The sequence below is a fragment of the Anaerococcus sp. NML200574 genome, from assembly GCF_026131665.1.
In the GTDB taxonomy this organism is placed as follows: Bacteria; Bacillota; Clostridia; order Tissierellales; family Peptoniphilaceae; genus Anaerococcus; species Anaerococcus kampingae.
In genome coordinates, this window is record NZ_JAMXSM010000001.1 from 140,218 (window position 1) to 156,927 (window position 16,710).

Consider the following 16,710-nt stretch of genomic DNA (forward strand, 5'->3'; position numbering starts at 1 on the left):
GTCAGACTTTTGTCTATAGTTGACTGAACTTTTGGGGTCAGTTTTTGCTTATAATTATTTAGTCTTTTATTAATTTTTCTACGATTACTTTTAGGATTAGAACAATTACTATGCAGGCTATGGTTGAGCCTATAAAGATATCCATCTTTAAGAGTATCCTATAGATGATAAAGCCAATTAGCCAAATTATCATATTTTTGACATAGATGTCGCAGCCTGTGACATCTTTTTTTAGTATAAAATAATCTGCTATTTGGACTGCAATCATTGGAGCAAAAACAGAACCTATTAGGTAAAGGAAGTCTGTTATATCATCCATTGGGAAAATTATCGCCCCGATTGTGCCTATGATTGTGACAATTATGCCTATCTTTTGGCCGTTCACTTTTTTTGATAGGGATTCGGCTGAGATACCTGCAGAATAAGCATCTAGGAAGGTGGTTGTAACTGTAGATAAGATAATTATCAGCATGGCAGCAAGGCCTAGACCTGATTTAACCATAATCATGGCTATGTCGCTTTCCTCTGTAAGAAGGGCCATGCCCATTCCTATCACATACATCCAAATTGATACAAGGCTGTAAGTTAGAGTTGATGTGAGCGTTGCAGCCTTTGGCTCTTCTGCCTCTCTAGTGTAGTCAGAAATAAGTGGCATCCAAGACATTGGCATAGCTATGGCAAGCTCAATAGCAAGACCAAAGCTCATGGCATCTGCTGTTGCTTCTGACATAAAGTCAACTCCCTTTAGGATTTTAAAGGAAAGGACAATAGTTAGGATAAATAGAAGTGACATGGAAACTGTATTTAGCTTGCCAAGATTTGAAATTCCAATTTTTATCCAAACTAGGATCAAAAGTCCAATAACAAGAGCCCAAAGAATATGGCCTGTAGTAAAGACGTGGGATGTTGAAATTGCCCCGTCATAGATCATAATGGCAGTCCATCCTACAAGTTGCAATACATTTAAAAAGGCAAAAAATAGGCCGCCCTTTTGGCCAAAGGACATCTTAACCGTCTCCATGGCTGATTTTTCGCTCATACCTCCGATTATCCCTGCCAAATATAGGAGAACTGCCCCTATCAAATGACCGATGAGGATTGCCATAAGGCCGTTTTTAAAGCCAAGTGGTGCAAAATAGGTACCTGTGATAATTTCCGCTATGGAAACCCCAGCCCCAAACCAGATGAGGCCATTTTCAAAATTAGAAGTCTTTTTCATCATAGACCTCCTTGTATTCTTCTTTTATATCAAAGGCGTGGTTCATTGGACCTGAGCCTTTACCTAAATTAAGGCCTGCTGCAAGGGCTTTTGAGATATAATCCTTGGCTTTTTTGACTGCTTCATCCATTGGATATCCTTTGGCAAGGTTAGAGGCGATTGCTGATGATAAAGTGCAGCCTGTTCCGTGAGTATTATTCGTATCAATTCTCTTGCCATCAAACCACTTGCCTTCCCCTTTTGCATAGAGGTAGTCATTGGCATCATTTAAGGCATGGCCGCCCTTTAGGAGAGTTGCGCACTTATATTTTGATGAAATCTCCTTGGCAGCCTCTTCCATATCTTCTATAGAAGTAATTTTCCTACCGATTAGGATTTCTGCTTCTGGGATATTTGGTGTTAGGACATCTGCAAGTGGAAAGAGCTCATCTTCAAGGGTTTTGATATCATCATCTTGTAATAATTTTGCCCCGCTTGTTGCAACCATAACTGGGTCTACAACAATATTTTTGGCCTTATAATGGATAAGCCTTTCTGCAATTACCTCAATTAGGCCACTTGATGAAACCATGCCAATCTTAACTGCATCTGGAAAAATATCCGTAAAAACCGAATCCAATTGTTCTTTCAAAAATTCTGGACTTGCTTCTAAAATATCACTTACGCCGGTTGTGTTTTGTGCAGTTAGGGCTGTGATCGCACTCATGGCAAAAACCCCATTGACTGTCATAGTCTTGATGTCTGCTTGTATACCGGCGCCTCCACTGGAGTCTGAACCCGCAATGGTCAATGCTTTTTTCATTTCTGTCATAAAAATCTCCTTACATTGTTTTCTATAGCGATAGAAGGTGGTGCCCCCAATCTAACGCTTATTATTTTTACTTGCCTAGCAAGCTTGCCGATTTTCGGCAAGAATCTTCCTTTCTTAAAAATTTACAAAAAAATAAGACAAGCAAGGCCTGTCTTAATAAGCTCTCATAAGAGTGAGTAAAATTTGTACACATCCCTACGTTGGCATTACCCAAATCAGGTAAGGTCGAGGTTTATAACCTCCTCTCAGATCTTAGAAAGAACTCCCTTGTATACATCAATTTTAAAACTTATAGGAAATAATGTCAAGGAAAATTTTCCTATTATCCATTAGATTAATATCGAATATAGACCTATTGAAGTTAGATGTAATTTGTCTTATAATTAAGTTAATAGAAATCGAAGATAAAAAATATTATTAGATATAAATCGAATAAAGGAGCTAATATGAAAAAATTTAAGGACTTTAAACTAATAAGAAAACCCCTACTTGTAAATGAAGCTGGCCTTATGATCTATCTTTATACCAACTACCTCACAGCCAAGAATAAAGATTTCTTTTCCTTTGAAAATTCTTACCCAGGATTTAACTACTCACAGGATTTAAATTTAACTTCTATAGATATCGCTTTTAATAGCAACGATACTTATATAGATTATGTTAAAAAAATAAAAAAAGAATCTCTTCCTTATCTTGAGGATTTTTTCAATAATCAAAACGAAGATATTTTAAATCTTTTCTACATTTTTTCAGAAAATGACGGTAATTATCTGCCTTTCTTTGCAGGAATTTTCCAAAACATCAACGTCCTCGATATTAAAGATTTCACCTTTGACCTCTTTGAGCTTGTATTTGACCTATCTTTCTTAAGATTTGTCGGGGTCGATATAAATGATTCAGGCTTAAAATCAACAAATATAAAGGAATGGACGGCAAAAGCTTTAAAATCTGATTTTCTAAGCCTTATCCCTACTCTTCCCTATGAAGATAATCTCTCTATGGAGCTTTTGAGATCTTTTTCTAATAAGAAATCAATTTATAACAGACTCTATCCTCTTCTTGAGAAAATCTGTGAAATTTTAGCAAATAATTTTCCTATGATTGAAGAAATTTTTGCAGATCATTTTGAAAATATAGAAAAAGATGACTACAAAAAAGTCTATGACCTTATAAATCAAGTTGGTCTTAATGATTTTCTTAGGAAAAGAGAAGAGGCACTTAATATCTACGGCCTAATACTTGCACCGAATATGACTATGATCCAATTCATATCAGAAGATTATGATGATGCTTTCATCAAATTTGGAATTTATTCTAGCAAAGAATTTGTCAAAAAGGAAAATAAACTAAAACACCTTAGCCAATACCTAAAAATCCTAGGAGATCCAACCAGGATTGACATTCTAGACCTCTTAAAAGAAAGAAATTACTATGCAAAAGAGCTTTCTGACAAGCTTTATATAACTCCTGCCACCCTTTCTTACCACATAAGCCAACTTCACGTTTGTGGCTTTATTGGAGCATACATTGAGGGCAGGAAGACTTATTATTATCTGAGAAAACCTGGTTTTGAAAAAGTTATAGAAGAACTGACTGAATTTTCTAAAGACATAAAGGAGGAAGATTATGGAAAAGAATCTTAAAAACCTAAAAGAAAATCTCGCCCAAAATCTAAAGGACGAAGAAGTCATAAAATCATATCTAAGGGCCGATAAGCTTTCAAATTTTGACCTTCTAAAGATGGCCTATGTGCCTTTTAAGGACAATCTTAAAATTAAATTATCGCTTTTAATTTACCCTATAACTGCAGGCCTAATTCCAGTAATACAAGCCTTTATCATGTATTATTTGGTAGATCTAATTGATAAAAACACAGACCTTAGGACAATGATTCTCACAATCCTAGCCTACACCCTAATAATTTTCATCTGCTCCATGGTTTCAAACCAGATTGAACGTAGGACTTACTCGACTTATATGGGTACTAGGCTATCTACCTTCATCAAAGCTTCTGGTCCTATTATGGAAATGGACTACGGTCTTGGGGAAAATTCTCTCTTTATGGCAGAATTTTCCAGAGGTTTTGAGCCTTTTTCTAACAATGTCACAGGCCTTGAGGGAGTTTACCACGATATGTATAAGCTTTTGGCAAATCTTATCTCCTTTGTGATAATATCAGTGATTATGGCAAAGCTCTCTCCCCTTATTTTTATCCTTGCCATAATTTCGATAATAGTCCAACTGGCAATAAGAACCTACACCGACAAGTATAGACATGCCCACATGGGAGAGCTTAACAAGGTCAAAAGAAAAACCGAAGCTTATTACAAGGAAGCATCCGATTTTCGTTTTGCCAAGGATATTAGGGTATTTTCTTTCAAAGATAAGTTTATAGAGGGTTTTAAACCCCTTGTGACAAATGTGGTTAAGATTTCAAGGACCTTTATCAAGCCTGAAATGTACCTATCCCCTATCCTTGCAGTCCTCCTTGTAGGAGTCGAAGCCCTTTGTTTTTATTTCCTAACAGGAAAAATATTGGCAGACCAAATCACACTAAAAAACCTAACTTTAATTATCACTTCTGTGGCAATCTACAGCTCTGTTATCTCAAATCTAGTGATGAATATTGCCCAAACCAGATCAAACCTACTTTATGTATCGGATGGCTTTGACATGCTAAGGGTAGATTTAAAATCAGAAGAAGGATCAGAAAAAATTACCGGACCAATGTCAATAGAATTTAAAAACGTGAGCTTTTCCTATCCCCTATCTGATAAAAATGTTTTGGAAAATCTGTCATTTACTATTAGACAAAAGGAGAAAGTTGCCATTGTTGGTGTGAATGGAGCTGGCAAATCTACCATTGTTTCCCTAATCCTTGGCCTTTATAAGCCAACTGCAGGAGAAATTTTTATAAACGGTACAAATGCTAATGACCTTGACTTAAAAGAAAGGTACGCTGCCTTTGCCACAGTACTACAAAATGTAGAACCCCTCGCAGTTTCTATCGCAGAAAATGTGGCAGCGACCGATGAAAATATCGACAGAGAAAGAGTTATAGATTCACTAAAAAAAGCAGGTTTAGGATATAAGCTTGACCAATTACCAAAAGGAATTGACACCCAGATGACCAGAAATATCCACGATGATGGTACACTTTTCTCCGGTGGAGAAAATCAGAAACTTGCCATAGCCAGAGCCCTTTATAAGAAGGACGCAGGAGCATTAATCATGGATGAGCCAACAGCTGCCCTTGATGCCCTTGCAGAAGAGAAAATTTATAGGGACCTTGATGAAATCAGCAAAGACAAGACTCTAATTTTTATCTCCCACAGACTAGCATCTACCAGATTTTGTGACAAAATTATGCTCCTTGATGGCGGCAAAATCACAGAATATGGAAGTCATGAAGAGCTTTTAAAACAAGATGGGCTCTATAAGGAAATGTACGAATCCCAAAGAAAATACTATTTGGAGGAAAAGAATGAAAAATAAATTAAGGGCCCTTTGGCTTTTTGCAAAAATCACAGCAAAAAACGATCCTCTTTATATACCGGTAATTATCCTAAATGCCTTGGCCCCTGCGGCAGCAACCATGATAAATGTCTTTGTGCCAATGATTTTCATTAACCAAATCACTGACCCAAGACCAGCTGGTGACTTTATAAAAATTGTAATACTCTTAATTATTGGGAAAATCCTTCTAGAAAGTCTAGAAAGACTCCTAAACAGGGAAGAATTTGTAAGACGCCAAGGGATTAACGATTATTTGACCTTTGAGCTTGCAAAAAAAGCAATGGATTTGACTTATCAAAATATAGAAAATCCCCACACCCTAGACCTAAAGGAAAAGGCCAATGCCGCTATTAATATGGGCGCTATCCACAACTTGCTATTTTGCCTTAAGGATATAATAACAAGCGTGACAACCATGATAGGAACTGCCCTTGTGATCATATCCTTCTCCCCTTACTTGGTTGGTTTTTCAATACTGATTTCCCTTTTAATAATCCTTGTAAATGGCAAAGAGTCTTCCTACACCAGCAAATTTGACCTGGAGATTGTAAATGTAAACAGGAGATTCTCTTATTATTTCTCCCTCATGGCAAGTCCCCACTACCAAAAGGAAATTAGGGTTTTTGACCTAGGACCTCTTATGAAATCAAAAACCAAGGGATATCTAGATGAGATGATGGCTGGCTTTGAAGATAAATTTGCCTATGAAGCTAATATGGGCGCTCTAAAAATCTTTTTAGAATCAATTCTAAGGCTAATATCCTACACCTATGTAGCAATGAGGACCCTATCAGCAGCCTACGGGCCACAGATAAGTTTTGGTTCATTTTCTGCTATAATAGCTGCAAATGAAAACTTCATGACAGCCTTTCAGACCATGTTTTCTGAGCTAGCAGCCTTTATAATGAGCCTTGTCAACCTCGAGCCCCTCTATGATTTTTATATCCTAGATTCTGACAAGGAAGAAAATTTAAAAGAAGCTGGAGAATTTGAAAGCCTAGAATTTATTAATGTATCCTTCACTTATCCAGGATCTGATAGAAAGATTATTGATGATATATCTTTTAAAATCAATAAGGGCGAGAAAATCTCTATTGTAGGTGTAAATAACGCAGGAAAGACAACTATTGTTAAGCTTCTCCTAAGATTTTTTGATATCGATGCTGGAGAAATTTTATACAATGGAGTCAATATCAAAAATATCTCAAAGGCCTCCCTCTATGAGAAGATGAGCGGAGTTTTCCAAGATTTTTCAATCATGCCTTTTACAATAAAAGAAAATATTATTGGAAATATGGATTATGATGAGGAAAATGTTAGCGAAATTTTAAAGGAATTAGACCTGGACGAGAGGGTTAGAGCGCTTGAAAATGGCCTTGATACCTATCTAAACAAGGATATCTACGAAAATGCCACAGACCTATCCCTTGGCCAAAAGCAAAAACTTGCCATAGCCAGGGCCATCTACCACAAGCCAGAATTTATAATCCTAGATGAGCCAACAGCAAGCCTAGACCCATTAGCAGAAGCCCAGGTCTATGAACATTTTAACGAAATGACAAAAGATAAGACCGCAATTTTCATCTCCCATAGGATGAGCTCAACCAAGTTTACAGACAAAATCCTCCTTCTAGATAACGGGAAAATCGCAGCCTACGACAGCCACGATAATCTCATGAAATACAAAAATAAATACTCCGACCTCTACAAGGCCCAGGCTAAGTATTTTGTATAAATTTACCCAAGCAAAAAGACCTAAATTCTAATTCTTAGGTCTTTTTTACATTCAATGATATTACGTTTTTAGGATTTTATACAATTACTAGTTTATCTATATCTTGGCCTTTAATGTAGGTGTCCATATAGGCCTTTCTTGTTTTATCGTAAAGGGCGAAGAGTTTTTCTTTTTCTTCTTTTTGGCTGTAGACCTTCCAGTATCCACAGCAGAGGTAGTTTTGGCCCTTGTTTGCGATAAAACCTTCCACATCTTCGTATGGGTAGCCTAAAAAGCATCCAATCTCATGGGGGAAATATCCTAATGATAGTTTTTTAATAACGCATGATAAGCACTTATCGAGAGATTCAACTTCATAGTCTAGGCTCTTTAGGAATATTTTTATCTGATCTTCAGCTAGGTAGGCTTGTAACTTATCTTTTCTATATACAAATATCAGTGAGCCCTTGTCATTTTTTGCTACCTGTCTAAAATATATATCAAATTTATTAAATCTCTTATTCCATTCCTTTAACAAGTCTATGATATATTCCCTGCTCTTGCCTGCAATTCTGAAGAGGTTGGCAGGCTTGATGTTGGCTAGAACTTGGGTGCAGTGGCTAAGTAGATAGGACTCACCCATGGCTTAAAGTGCTTTTGCTAGGCTTTCAGCAAGATTTCTGCAAGCTTCAAGATCTTCATCTTGTGGAGTATCATAAGCTATTAGACCATCTGCTACTAGGTTGATATTGTCATCTTGGCATCTAGATGTCCAGTTTTGCATCCATTCGCCATCTGCCCATTCGTATGAACCAAATAGGACTACTGGTTTATCGCCAAGTTTGTCTTCTACTGATTCAAACATTGGTTCAAATGAACCATCTTCTAGCTCTTCTGATCCCATAGCTGGGCAACCAAAGGCAAAACCATCAAAGTTTGCTACATCATCAGCTGAGAAATTATCTGAAAAGATTTTTTCTGCTTCATGACCTAGGTCGTTTAATTTGGCTGTGATTTCATCTGCCATCATGTCTGTATTACCTGTTCCTGACCAATATACTACTGCTACTTTACTCATAATTATTCCTCCAAATTTTTAATATTTTTTAGTTACATTCTAACTATGTGTACCCTTTTTCTTTCGGGTAAGATTTATATTTGATATCATAATGATAATGATAACCTATATCATACTTTATTTAAAAAAATAAAGTTTAATCTGAATCATCGCCTCGACATATTTATATACTATTTAAGTCTATCTTTATCGGATTCTTCCTGACTTAGTCTATCAGAATGAAATAGAGATTTGATCGTCAAGGGATGAGCCTTGTGAAGGCTTATGTGATATTGATAATTTTTATCAAAAGCCTTCCAAAAAAAATTAAGTATCCAGCCTAGACATCAGAAATTTAGCATAAGACTATTTATTAATTCCTTTAAGATTTGACTTTTCTTTTCTAGTCAATTTTAAAATTAACTATTATAGGCTTATATATTTTTCTTTATGCCTGGCATCTTTGTTGTATTTTCGTTTTTAATATTTTTAGCCTAGTCCTAGTGGCAACAAGATTTGTGATCATTGTGGCTAGAACATCCTGAACAGCCTCCACAATCACCTGATGTTTTCTTGATAAATCTTGAGTAGATTATATAAGAACATGCTGCAAGTACTAAGATTAGGATAATCCATGATGGTAAATTCATTTTTCTTCCTTTCATTTATAAGCCCGCCCCCCTTAAAGGGGGCTGACTTAAATTTAAGCTTTTACTTGATTTATGATTTTAAACTTGAAAGTTTAGTTTAAGGACTTACTTTCTAGCTTCCCTTTAATCTAAGCTTTGGCTAATGATTCGTTGTAGGCTAAGTTTTTTCTAGAGCTTCCTTTTCTTACTACCATGTAGATGAAGAAGATTAGGGCTACTAGTCCAAGTACTGTGCCTATGCCAAATTTACCATAAGCTAAGAAGCTTGCTAGTTGATAGAAGATGAAGCTTACTATATAAGCAAAGCCCATTTGATAGCCTATAGTTATGGCTGTCCACTTGTTATCATCCATTTCTGTCTTGATAGCTCCTACTGCTGCAAAACATGGCATGCAGAGCATGTTAAATAGTAAGAATGAATAACCTGCTACAGGTGTTCCTATTGCGGCACCGAAGGCTTGGAGTAACTCAGGTGTATCTGATGCAACATCACTACCTAGGCCTAAAACAACTCCCATTGTAGAAACTACGTTCTCTTTTGCTACGAAACCTGATATTGTTGCAACTGTTGATTGCCAACTTCCAAAGCCTATTGGCCTAAAGATTACGCCGATTATGGAACCTAATACAGCTATGATTGATCCTTCTGAGTTTTCTTCAATTAAGTGTAATCTGAAGTCAAAGTGTGTTAAGAACCAAATTATAACAGCTGATATAAAGATTATTGTTCCAGCTCTCTTAACATAGGCCTTAGACTTATTATAAACATCAGTTAAAACTGATTTTACTCTTGGTGCGTGGTATGGAGGTAATTCCATAATAAATGGTGCTGGTTCATCTGCTAGTGCCTTAAATTTCTTTAGGATAATTCCTGAAAAGACAATTGAAGCTATACCAATCATATAGAATGAGAATGATACCAAGGCTTTGTTTTCTGGGAAAAATGCTCCTGCTATAAGGGCAATTACTGGTAATTTTGCTGAACAAGGCATGAAAGTAGATGTCATGATTGTAATCTTTCTATCTCTTTCATTTTCGATTGTTCTTGATGCTTGGACACCAGGTACACCACATCCTGTTGCAACCATGGCTGGGATAAATGATTTACCAGATAGACCAAATCTTCTAAAGAGTCTGTCCATGATGAAGGCTACCCTTGCCATATATCCTATATCTTCTAGGATTGATAATAGGGCAAATAGAACCATCATTTGTGGTAAGAATCCAAGTACTGCTCCCACACCTGCAAGAGCTCCATCTGTTATCAATGATTGAATAACTGGGTTTACATTAGAGCCTTCCATCCATGCTCCAACTGCTGGTATTAGGTTATCTTCAAAGAAACCATTTACTAAATCTGTGCCCATGGTTCCTGGTGAATGTTCATAAACTGCACCGAAAAATACCAAAAACATTACTAGGGCAAAGATTGGTAGACCTAAGATTCTATTGGTTACAATCTTATCAACCTTATCTGTTAAGCTTACCTTTGGTGGAGCCTTTACTAGGACATCGCTTGAAAGATTAGCTAAGCTTTCATATCTAGCTGTGGTGATGATTGATTCAGCATCATCTTCTAGTTCTTTTTCCAGCTTATTTCTAGCCTGATCTACCTTAGTTTTTAGCTCTTCTGTCAATTTGATATGGCCAAGTGATTCTTCGTCATTTTCGAAGGCCTTGATTGAATAATATCTAGATAAATCTTCGCCAACTATTGGCTTTAAGTCAGCTTCAATTGGTTTAAGGGCTTCTTCTAGGTCAGAATCAAAGAGCATTTCTTTTGGTTTTTGACCATCTTTTGCAACTTCTAATATTTTTGCTATTAATTTATCAACACCCTTTTCCCTAGCTGCTATAGTTTCAACTATTGGAATGTTTAATTTTTCTTCTAGGGCCTTGATGTCAATCTTATCTCCCTTTGATTTAACTATATCCATCATGTTTAGGGATATAACCATTGGGATTTCAAGCTCTGCTAGTTGGCTTGTAAGGTAGAGGTTTCTAACTAGGTTTGAACCATCTACTAGATTTACTATTAGGTCAGGTCTTTCATTTATAAGATATTCTCTTGAAACAACTTCTTCCATTGTATATGGAGAAAGTGAATAAATACCTGGCAAGTCTTCTATTATTACGTCTTTGTGGCCTTTTAATACGCCTTCTTTTTTATCAACAGTAACCCCTGGCCAGTTACCTACCCTTTGATTTGAGCCTGTTAGGGCATTAAATAGGGTGGTCTTACCTGAGTTTGGGTTACCAGCAAGTGCTATTCTTATACTCATATCTTTTCCACTCTTATATTCTTCGCATCTTCTTTTCTAATACTTAATTCATAACCTCTTAGGTTAATTTGGATAGGATCTCCTAGTGGAGCAAGTTTTCTTACAAAAATTTCTGTATTTTTTGTAATTCCCATATCCATGATTCTTCTTTTTGTAGGGCCATCGCCCTCAAGTTTTACAACTTTTACAGTATCCCCTACTGGCACTTCATTTAAAAATGGCATTAGGCTGCTACCTCCTTAACAATTATCTTACTAGCTAATTCTTTATTAAGGGCAAATCTATTATCATCAATAGTAAATATGTAGTTGACCCCATCAAAATTCAAAAGCTTAATTATTCTACCTTTAGCAAAACCTAGGTTATTTAGGTGTTTTATGATCTTTTCATCGCCCTTAAGTTTGATTACTTCGACAGTATCACCTATGCTATAAAATGTAATAGGCATAATCTCTCCTCTATAATTTTAGTTTTATTGCAATATTTTTAAAATCAGGATGTCATATCCTTGTACTATTAATATATCATAGCCGATAATGAATATCAATACTACTTACTAGAAATGTTTGATATAAATTATCAATCTCATTCACATAACTAAGAGGAAAACGTTATTTATTAAATTTTATCTAATTTTTTTTAAAAATGTTATAATAGAAGAAATAAAACTAAGTGAAATTTATAGGAAAGAGGTTATATGTATTTTTTTGTTAATGATTATAATTCTATCTGCTATCCAGAAATCTTGGATGCTTTAAAAGAATCTATAGATGAGAAAAATCTTGGCTATGGCTTTGACTATCACTCTGATAAGGCCAAGACCCTTATTAAAAAAGCTTTAGGGGATGAGGATGTTGATATTTACTTTCTTCCTGGAGGGACCCCTACCAATATCATTGGAGCGACTGCTGGCATGCGACAACAAGATTCTATTCTTTCTGCCACTACCGGCCATATAGAGGGCCATGAAGCAGGGTCAATTGAGGCTACAGGTCTTAAAATCGAGCTTATAGAGTCAGTAGATGGGAAAATTAATCTTGAAAATCTAAAAAAGGCCTACGCATCTTTTAATACAGAATATGTTACAGTTCCTAAAAAGGTCTATATTTCAAATACTACAGAGCTTGGAACAGTTTATAAGAAAAAGGAAATAGAAGAAATCTATGATTTCTGCAAGGAAAATGGTCTTTATCTCTTTATAGATGGGGCTAGGATGGCGGCAGCCCTTGCAAGTGATCATTGCGACTACAGCCTAAAAGACTTGACTAGAATGTGTGATATCTTTTATCTAGGAGGAACCAAGGCTGGTCTTCTCTTTGGTGAGGCCTTGATTGTAAAAAATAAAGACCTTAAAAAAGATTTGATCAACCTTATCAAGCAAAAGGGAAGTCTCTTAGCCAAGGGCTTTGTTCAAGGAATTATGTGGGAGAGGGTCTTTTCTGAAGATGACTTTTACCTAAGGGGCAGCAAGGTCGCCTTTGAGATGGCAAAACTTCTCGCATCTGGCCTTGTAGAAAAAGGCTATGACCTTGCCTATCCATTTGAGTCCAACCAAGTTTTCCTTAGGGTTTCTGCTAACCAGTATGAAAAAATGGCAAAGTTTGCTTACTTTGAAATTATGTCTGAAGAAGATGATGAAAAAGTAATCAGACTTGTAACTACCTTTAGGACCAGCAAGGAAGATGTGGAAGGCTTCCTGGAAAAATTATAAAATTCATAAAAAAATCCATGACTTTTGGTTTTATTCCAAAAATCATGGATTTTTTAATTCTTATCTCTAACATCGCCCCTATCGGTTACTATCTGATAGCCAAAGCTAGCTATTTCCTTTTCGAGGGCCTTTTTGGCTTCCGCTGCTTCAAGGCCTGTATTTAATTTATTGTCATAAAGATTGTAAGACTTTTTGGCCTTTGCTGGAGATAGGTTTGGCATGAGGACATTGGCCCCTGCCTTAAGACCTAGCTCTCTGCCCTTTGGATTTATGGTGCCTAGGGCTGTAGTTGCTGGTATTAGGGCGTAGGGGAAAACTATCCTTAGGATTGCTACCATTCTCAATGTTTTTGTAAAAGACCCATCCTTAAAGTCCTTAAAGGGTGTATCATGACTTACCAAAAATGGTCCAATTCCTACCATATCCGGCTCTAAATCTTCTAAAAATCTGATATCTCTTATCAAATCATCTGTAGTCTGGTAGGGACTATCAACCATGAAGCCTCCCCCAACTTGGTAGCCTATTTTTTTAAGATTATGAAGGCATTCTTGCCTATGCGCTAAGCTCATCTCTTTAGGGTGGATTTTGGCATAGTGGTCTGGGTTTGATGTTTCCTGTCTTAGAAGATACCTATCAGCTCCCGCATCGTAAAAGGCCTTGTAGTCTTCATAGGATCTTTCGCCTAGGGATAGGGTTATGGCTGTATCTGGATATTTATTTTTAATTTCTCTTATAGCATCCACAACGAAATCTCTGCTAAAGCTAGGGTCTTCTCCCCCTTGCATGACAAAGGTCCTAAAACCAAGCCCATAGCCAAAATCAGCCGATCTTAGGATTTCGTCTTTGGCAAGCCTGTAGCGGTTGACATGATCATTTGATCTTCTTATCCCGCAATAATAACAATTATTTTTGCAGATGTTTGACACCTCAATAAGGCCTCGGATATAGACCTTGTCGCCGTAATTTGCCCTTCTGATCTCATCAGCCCTTTCCATCAGGCTTTCAGTCATGGATTCGTCTTCTATATATTTTTTGAGTTTGTCATATGGAATATGGTTGATTTTTCTTTTTGTCATAAGTCCTCATAAAAAAAATTGAGGAGGTCATGCGACCTCCCTGGGTTGATAAAATAAATTCATTTATAATATACTCAAATATACATATTTTGCAATATTATTTTTGATCTTCGAATAAATTATAGGGAAATTTGTAAGACCTTCTCCTAGGCACATAGGCTCCTATTTCCTTGCTAAGGATTTTCGCCAAATCTTTCTGCCAATTATCTATTATATTGCTAATTTCTGGATTCCTTGATTCTACTTCGACCTCATTTTTCTCAGCAAGGCTTGAATATTCATTTTTAATATAATTATCCACAACAATTACAAGCTTTTCATAGAGAGCCTCCTCTCTTTTCTCAAGAAATTTGCCTATAAAATCTAAGTCAAATTCAGATACATTTTTCTCTCCATTATAAGAATCAATGCTATCTGTGACAAAGCCATATCCTAGGGCTATACGAGCGGGTAAAAAGTATGATTCACTTCTTAAAAACCTGTATCCTTCCAATAAATGAGCCATATTGTCATAGCCAAGGCCCCTACCAATATTATAAAGACTCCCACAAGCAAGTGCTATATCTGGGTCAAGGCCAAGCTCTTTAGCAATTTTTTCGCAAGTTTTACCAACTAAGTGGGAATGGATTATCCATTTTGTGGGATTTGTGGCAAAGGCCTCATCCATTATGGACCTTATCTTATCCTTGTTTGGAATATTTCCAAAATTTTCCTTATACATATCTAATCACTCCGTAGCTATGGTTAGTATTATCTGAATCTATAGAAAATTCTACTTCATTTTCAGTATTTCTATAGGATAGGCTGATTTCTTTTTGGTCTTTTATTTCATTTTTGTAAATTATTTTTATATAAGAAATCCTATCTTCCCTAATATTTTCAATCTCTTTTAGAAAGTCAAAATAAATACCATTATTGACATGGCTATTTTCATCAAAATCCGCCTGCCTAATTATAATTTGTTTTGAATTTACAAAATCACTTGGCCTTTTAAAATCTTTGCCGGCATAGATTAGCTTTTCTTCCCCGTAGGCTTTTTGAATGTTTTCATCTATCGGGATTAGTTTTCCTTTAAGCCTGTCAAATAGGATAAGTTTGGCACAGGCCCTTGCTATTTCTTTTCCATCTTTTTTGACAAGGAAATTTCTATAGGCATAAAATCTTTTTATCTGGGTAGGAATAGATGTAATTTCTATAACATCACCTGCTTTTATAGGCTCATCAATTTCTATATCCCAAGAATAAACCAGCCAGGCCTTGCCTTTCATATCTAGATCTTTCTCAACCTTAGCAGATTGGATAAAGGATACATCAAACATAAGGCCTGTCAAATTTTTAAAACTTAGAAAAGCTTCTTTGTTGCAAAGCATGGATCCTATCCTATAGGTCATTGTCTCTTTCATACTTACCCCTTTAAAAAAAGGACAGATAACTGCCCTATTTTTTGTTTCCTATTTCTTTTACAAGTTCTGTTAGAGCCTTTAGGAATTGATTATCTTTGGTAAAATCATTTTCGTTTAGGTCTAAATTTGGGTTTTTATTTTCTACTTCTACATCAGGTTTAACACCAATTTTGTTGATTTTTTCGCCATTTGGTGTCTTGTATTCGCTAATTGTAATCTTTGCACCAGCGCCATTATCTAGTGGGAATATCTTTTGAACTACTCCCTTACCAAATGATTTTTCTCCAACTATCTTAGCCCTTCCCCTATCTTTAAAGGCACCTGCTAGGATTTCTGAAGCTGAAGCTGAGTTTTCGTTTATTAGGGTAACCATTGGAATATCGTCAAATTCTTTATCTGACTTCTCGCTTACGACATTGCCATCCTTATCTTCTGTGGTTACTACTACTCCCTCATCAAGGAAGGTATCTGCTATATTTAGGCAAACATCTAGGGCACCGCCCGGATTATTTCTTAAATCTAAGATAAGACCTTGGATTCCTTCATTTTTAAGCTTGGCATATTGGTCTTTGAAATCATCCCAAGTTACATCGTCAAAGGCAGTTAATCTCAAGTAGCCAATCTTTGTTCCCTTTAAATCTAGGGTTTGAGACTTGACTGTATCTACTTTCACATCACGTCTTTCAACTTCGACATCTATTTCCTCGCCCTTTGGATTTTCTTCACTTACTCTTAAAAGCTTAAGCTTCACCTTTGAGCCAGCTTCACCTCTAATTAGGGCAACAGCCTCTTCAAGTTCACTACCTGCGAAGTCTTTGCCTTCGACAGCTTTTATAAAATCACCTGATTTTAGGCCAGCTTCTTGGGCTGGAGAACCTTCAAATACTTGGATAACCTTGATAAGGCCTTCTTTAGAATTAGAGACACTTATGCCGATACCCTTGTATCTGCCATCAAGATTTTCCATAAGCTTAGCAAATTCTTCCTTTGGATAATAAGCTGTATAAGGATCGCCAAGGTTTGCAAACATACCCTTTAGACTGCCTTCATAGAGCTTGTTCTCATCGTAATCAAAAAGGAAATTTCTATCAAGCAATTCCTTAAGGGAAGCCATCTCGCTTGTCAATTGCTTTGCCTTAATATTTCCCTTGCCGCCTATATCCATATTTGTTCCTAGCATAAATCCTGCAAAGCCAATACCTGCTATGAGGCAAAGACTTAAAATAAATTTACCTATTTTTTTCATATTTTTTCCTTTCTAATAGGACCTT

General features: G+C 36.3%; 16 protein-coding genes and 1 riboswitch. Of the genes, 4 read left to right on the forward strand and 12 right to left on the reverse strand.

Annotated elements, in window-relative coordinates:
* Positions 1–58 precede the first annotated feature (58 nt).
* Positions 59–1,219, reverse strand: a complete 1,161-nt coding sequence (gene cytX, locus NH286_RS00620) for a putative hydroxymethylpyrimidine transporter CytX (RefSeq protein WP_265236039.1) — start codon at positions 1,217–1,219, stop codon at positions 59–61.
* On the reverse strand, positions 1,203–2,021 hold the full coding sequence (thiD, locus tag NH286_RS00625; protein ID WP_265236162.1) for a bifunctional hydroxymethylpyrimidine kinase/phosphomethylpyrimidine kinase: 819 nt from the start codon (positions 2,019–2,021) through the stop codon (positions 1,203–1,205). Before thiD ends, cytX begins: the two co-directional genes overlap by 17 nt.
* 183 nt (positions 2,022–2,204) lie before the next feature.
* Positions 2,205–2,309: riboswitch (TPP riboswitch) on the reverse strand.
* A gap of 167 nt (positions 2,310–2,476) precedes the next feature.
* Here thiD and NH286_RS00630 point away from each other — a divergent pair.
* From NH286_RS00630 to NH286_RS00640, 3 genes are read left to right on the forward strand one after another with little or no spacing between them, the layout of a single operon-like run.
* The gene (locus tag NH286_RS00630) at positions 2,477–3,673 is read left to right on the forward strand and encodes an ArsR/SmtB family transcription factor (protein WP_265236041.1); all 1,197 of its coding nucleotides are present in this window, start codon (positions 2,477–2,479) and stop codon (positions 3,671–3,673) included.
* Positions 3,657–5,525, forward strand: coding sequence for an ABC transporter ATP-binding protein (locus tag NH286_RS00635; protein ID WP_265236043.1), 1,869 nt, complete (start codon positions 3,657–3,659; stop codon positions 5,523–5,525). Before NH286_RS00630 ends, NH286_RS00635 begins: the two co-directional genes overlap by 17 nt.
* A complete protein-coding gene (locus NH286_RS00640) occupies positions 5,515–7,281 on the forward strand; it encodes an ABC transporter ATP-binding protein (RefSeq protein ID WP_265236045.1) in 1,767 nt (588 codons plus the stop codon). The genes NH286_RS00635 and NH286_RS00640 overlap by 11 nt, the downstream gene beginning before the upstream one ends.
* A gap of 76 nt (positions 7,282–7,357) precedes the next feature.
* On the opposite strand, the gene NH286_RS00645 is transcribed toward NH286_RS00640, so the two are convergent.
* The 6 genes from NH286_RS00645 to NH286_RS00670 all read right to left on the reverse strand — a co-directional run bounded on the left by NH286_RS00645 (position 7,358) and on the right by NH286_RS00670 (position 11,697).
* On the reverse strand, positions 7,358–7,903 hold the full coding sequence (locus tag NH286_RS00645) for a DUF3793 family protein (RefSeq protein WP_106460916.1): 546 nt from the start codon (positions 7,901–7,903) through the stop codon (positions 7,358–7,360).
* 3 nt (positions 7,904–7,906) lie between these two features.
* On the reverse strand, positions 7,907–8,338 hold the full coding sequence (locus NH286_RS00650; protein ID WP_265236047.1) for a flavodoxin: 432 nt from the start codon (positions 8,336–8,338) through the stop codon (positions 7,907–7,909).
* Positions 8,339–8,817: 479 nt separating this feature from the next.
* On the reverse strand, positions 8,818–8,982 hold the full coding sequence (locus tag NH286_RS00655; RefSeq protein WP_265236049.1) for a FeoB-associated Cys-rich membrane protein: 165 nt from the start codon (positions 8,980–8,982) through the stop codon (positions 8,818–8,820).
* Between the two features lie 113 nt (positions 8,983–9,095).
* The gene (gene feoB, locus NH286_RS00660) at positions 9,096–11,249 is read right to left on the reverse strand and encodes a ferrous iron transport protein B (protein ID WP_265236050.1); all 2,154 of its coding nucleotides are present in this window, start codon (positions 11,247–11,249) and stop codon (positions 9,096–9,098) included.
* Positions 11,246–11,473 (reverse strand): FeoA family protein, encoded by a 228-nt coding sequence (locus NH286_RS00665; protein WP_106460920.1) that lies wholly within the window; start codon positions 11,471–11,473, stop codon positions 11,246–11,248. The genes feoB and NH286_RS00665 overlap by 4 nt, the downstream gene beginning before the upstream one ends.
* On the reverse strand, positions 11,473–11,697 hold the full coding sequence (locus NH286_RS00670; protein ID WP_106460921.1) for a FeoA family protein: 225 nt from the start codon (positions 11,695–11,697) through the stop codon (positions 11,473–11,475). The genes NH286_RS00665 and NH286_RS00670 overlap by 1 nt, the downstream gene beginning before the upstream one ends.
* 249 nt (positions 11,698–11,946) lie before the next feature.
* On the opposite strand from NH286_RS00670, the gene NH286_RS00675 reads away from it, so the two are divergent.
* The gene (locus NH286_RS00675; RefSeq protein WP_265236052.1) at positions 11,947–12,960 is read left to right on the forward strand and encodes a threonine aldolase family protein; all 1,014 of its coding nucleotides are present in this window, start codon (positions 11,947–11,949) and stop codon (positions 12,958–12,960) included.
* Between the two features lie 53 nt (positions 12,961–13,013).
* Here NH286_RS00675 and hydE read toward each other — a convergent pair whose 3' ends face one another.
* The 4 genes from hydE to NH286_RS00695 form a co-directional block, all read right to left on the reverse strand.
* Positions 13,014–14,036, reverse strand: coding sequence for a [FeFe] hydrogenase H-cluster radical SAM maturase HydE (gene hydE / locus NH286_RS00680; RefSeq protein ID WP_265236054.1), 1,023 nt, complete (start codon positions 14,034–14,036; stop codon positions 13,014–13,016).
* Between the two features lie 97 nt (positions 14,037–14,133).
* Positions 14,134–14,757: a phosphohydrolase gene (locus NH286_RS00685; protein ID WP_265236056.1), complete on the reverse strand. Its 624-nt coding sequence runs from the start codon at positions 14,755–14,757 to the stop codon at positions 14,134–14,136.
* Positions 14,750–15,439 carry an acyl-[acyl-carrier-protein] thioesterase gene (locus NH286_RS00690; RefSeq protein ID WP_265236058.1) on the reverse strand — a complete coding sequence of 230 codons (690 nt, stop codon included), beginning with the start codon at positions 15,437–15,439 and terminating at the stop codon, positions 14,750–14,752. The genes NH286_RS00685 and NH286_RS00690 overlap by 8 nt, the downstream gene beginning before the upstream one ends.
* 34 nt (positions 15,440–15,473) lie before the next feature.
* On the reverse strand, positions 15,474–16,685 hold the full coding sequence (locus NH286_RS00695; RefSeq protein WP_265236060.1) for a S41 family peptidase: 1,212 nt from the start codon (positions 16,683–16,685) through the stop codon (positions 15,474–15,476).
* Between the last annotated feature and the right edge of the window lie 25 nt (positions 16,686–16,710).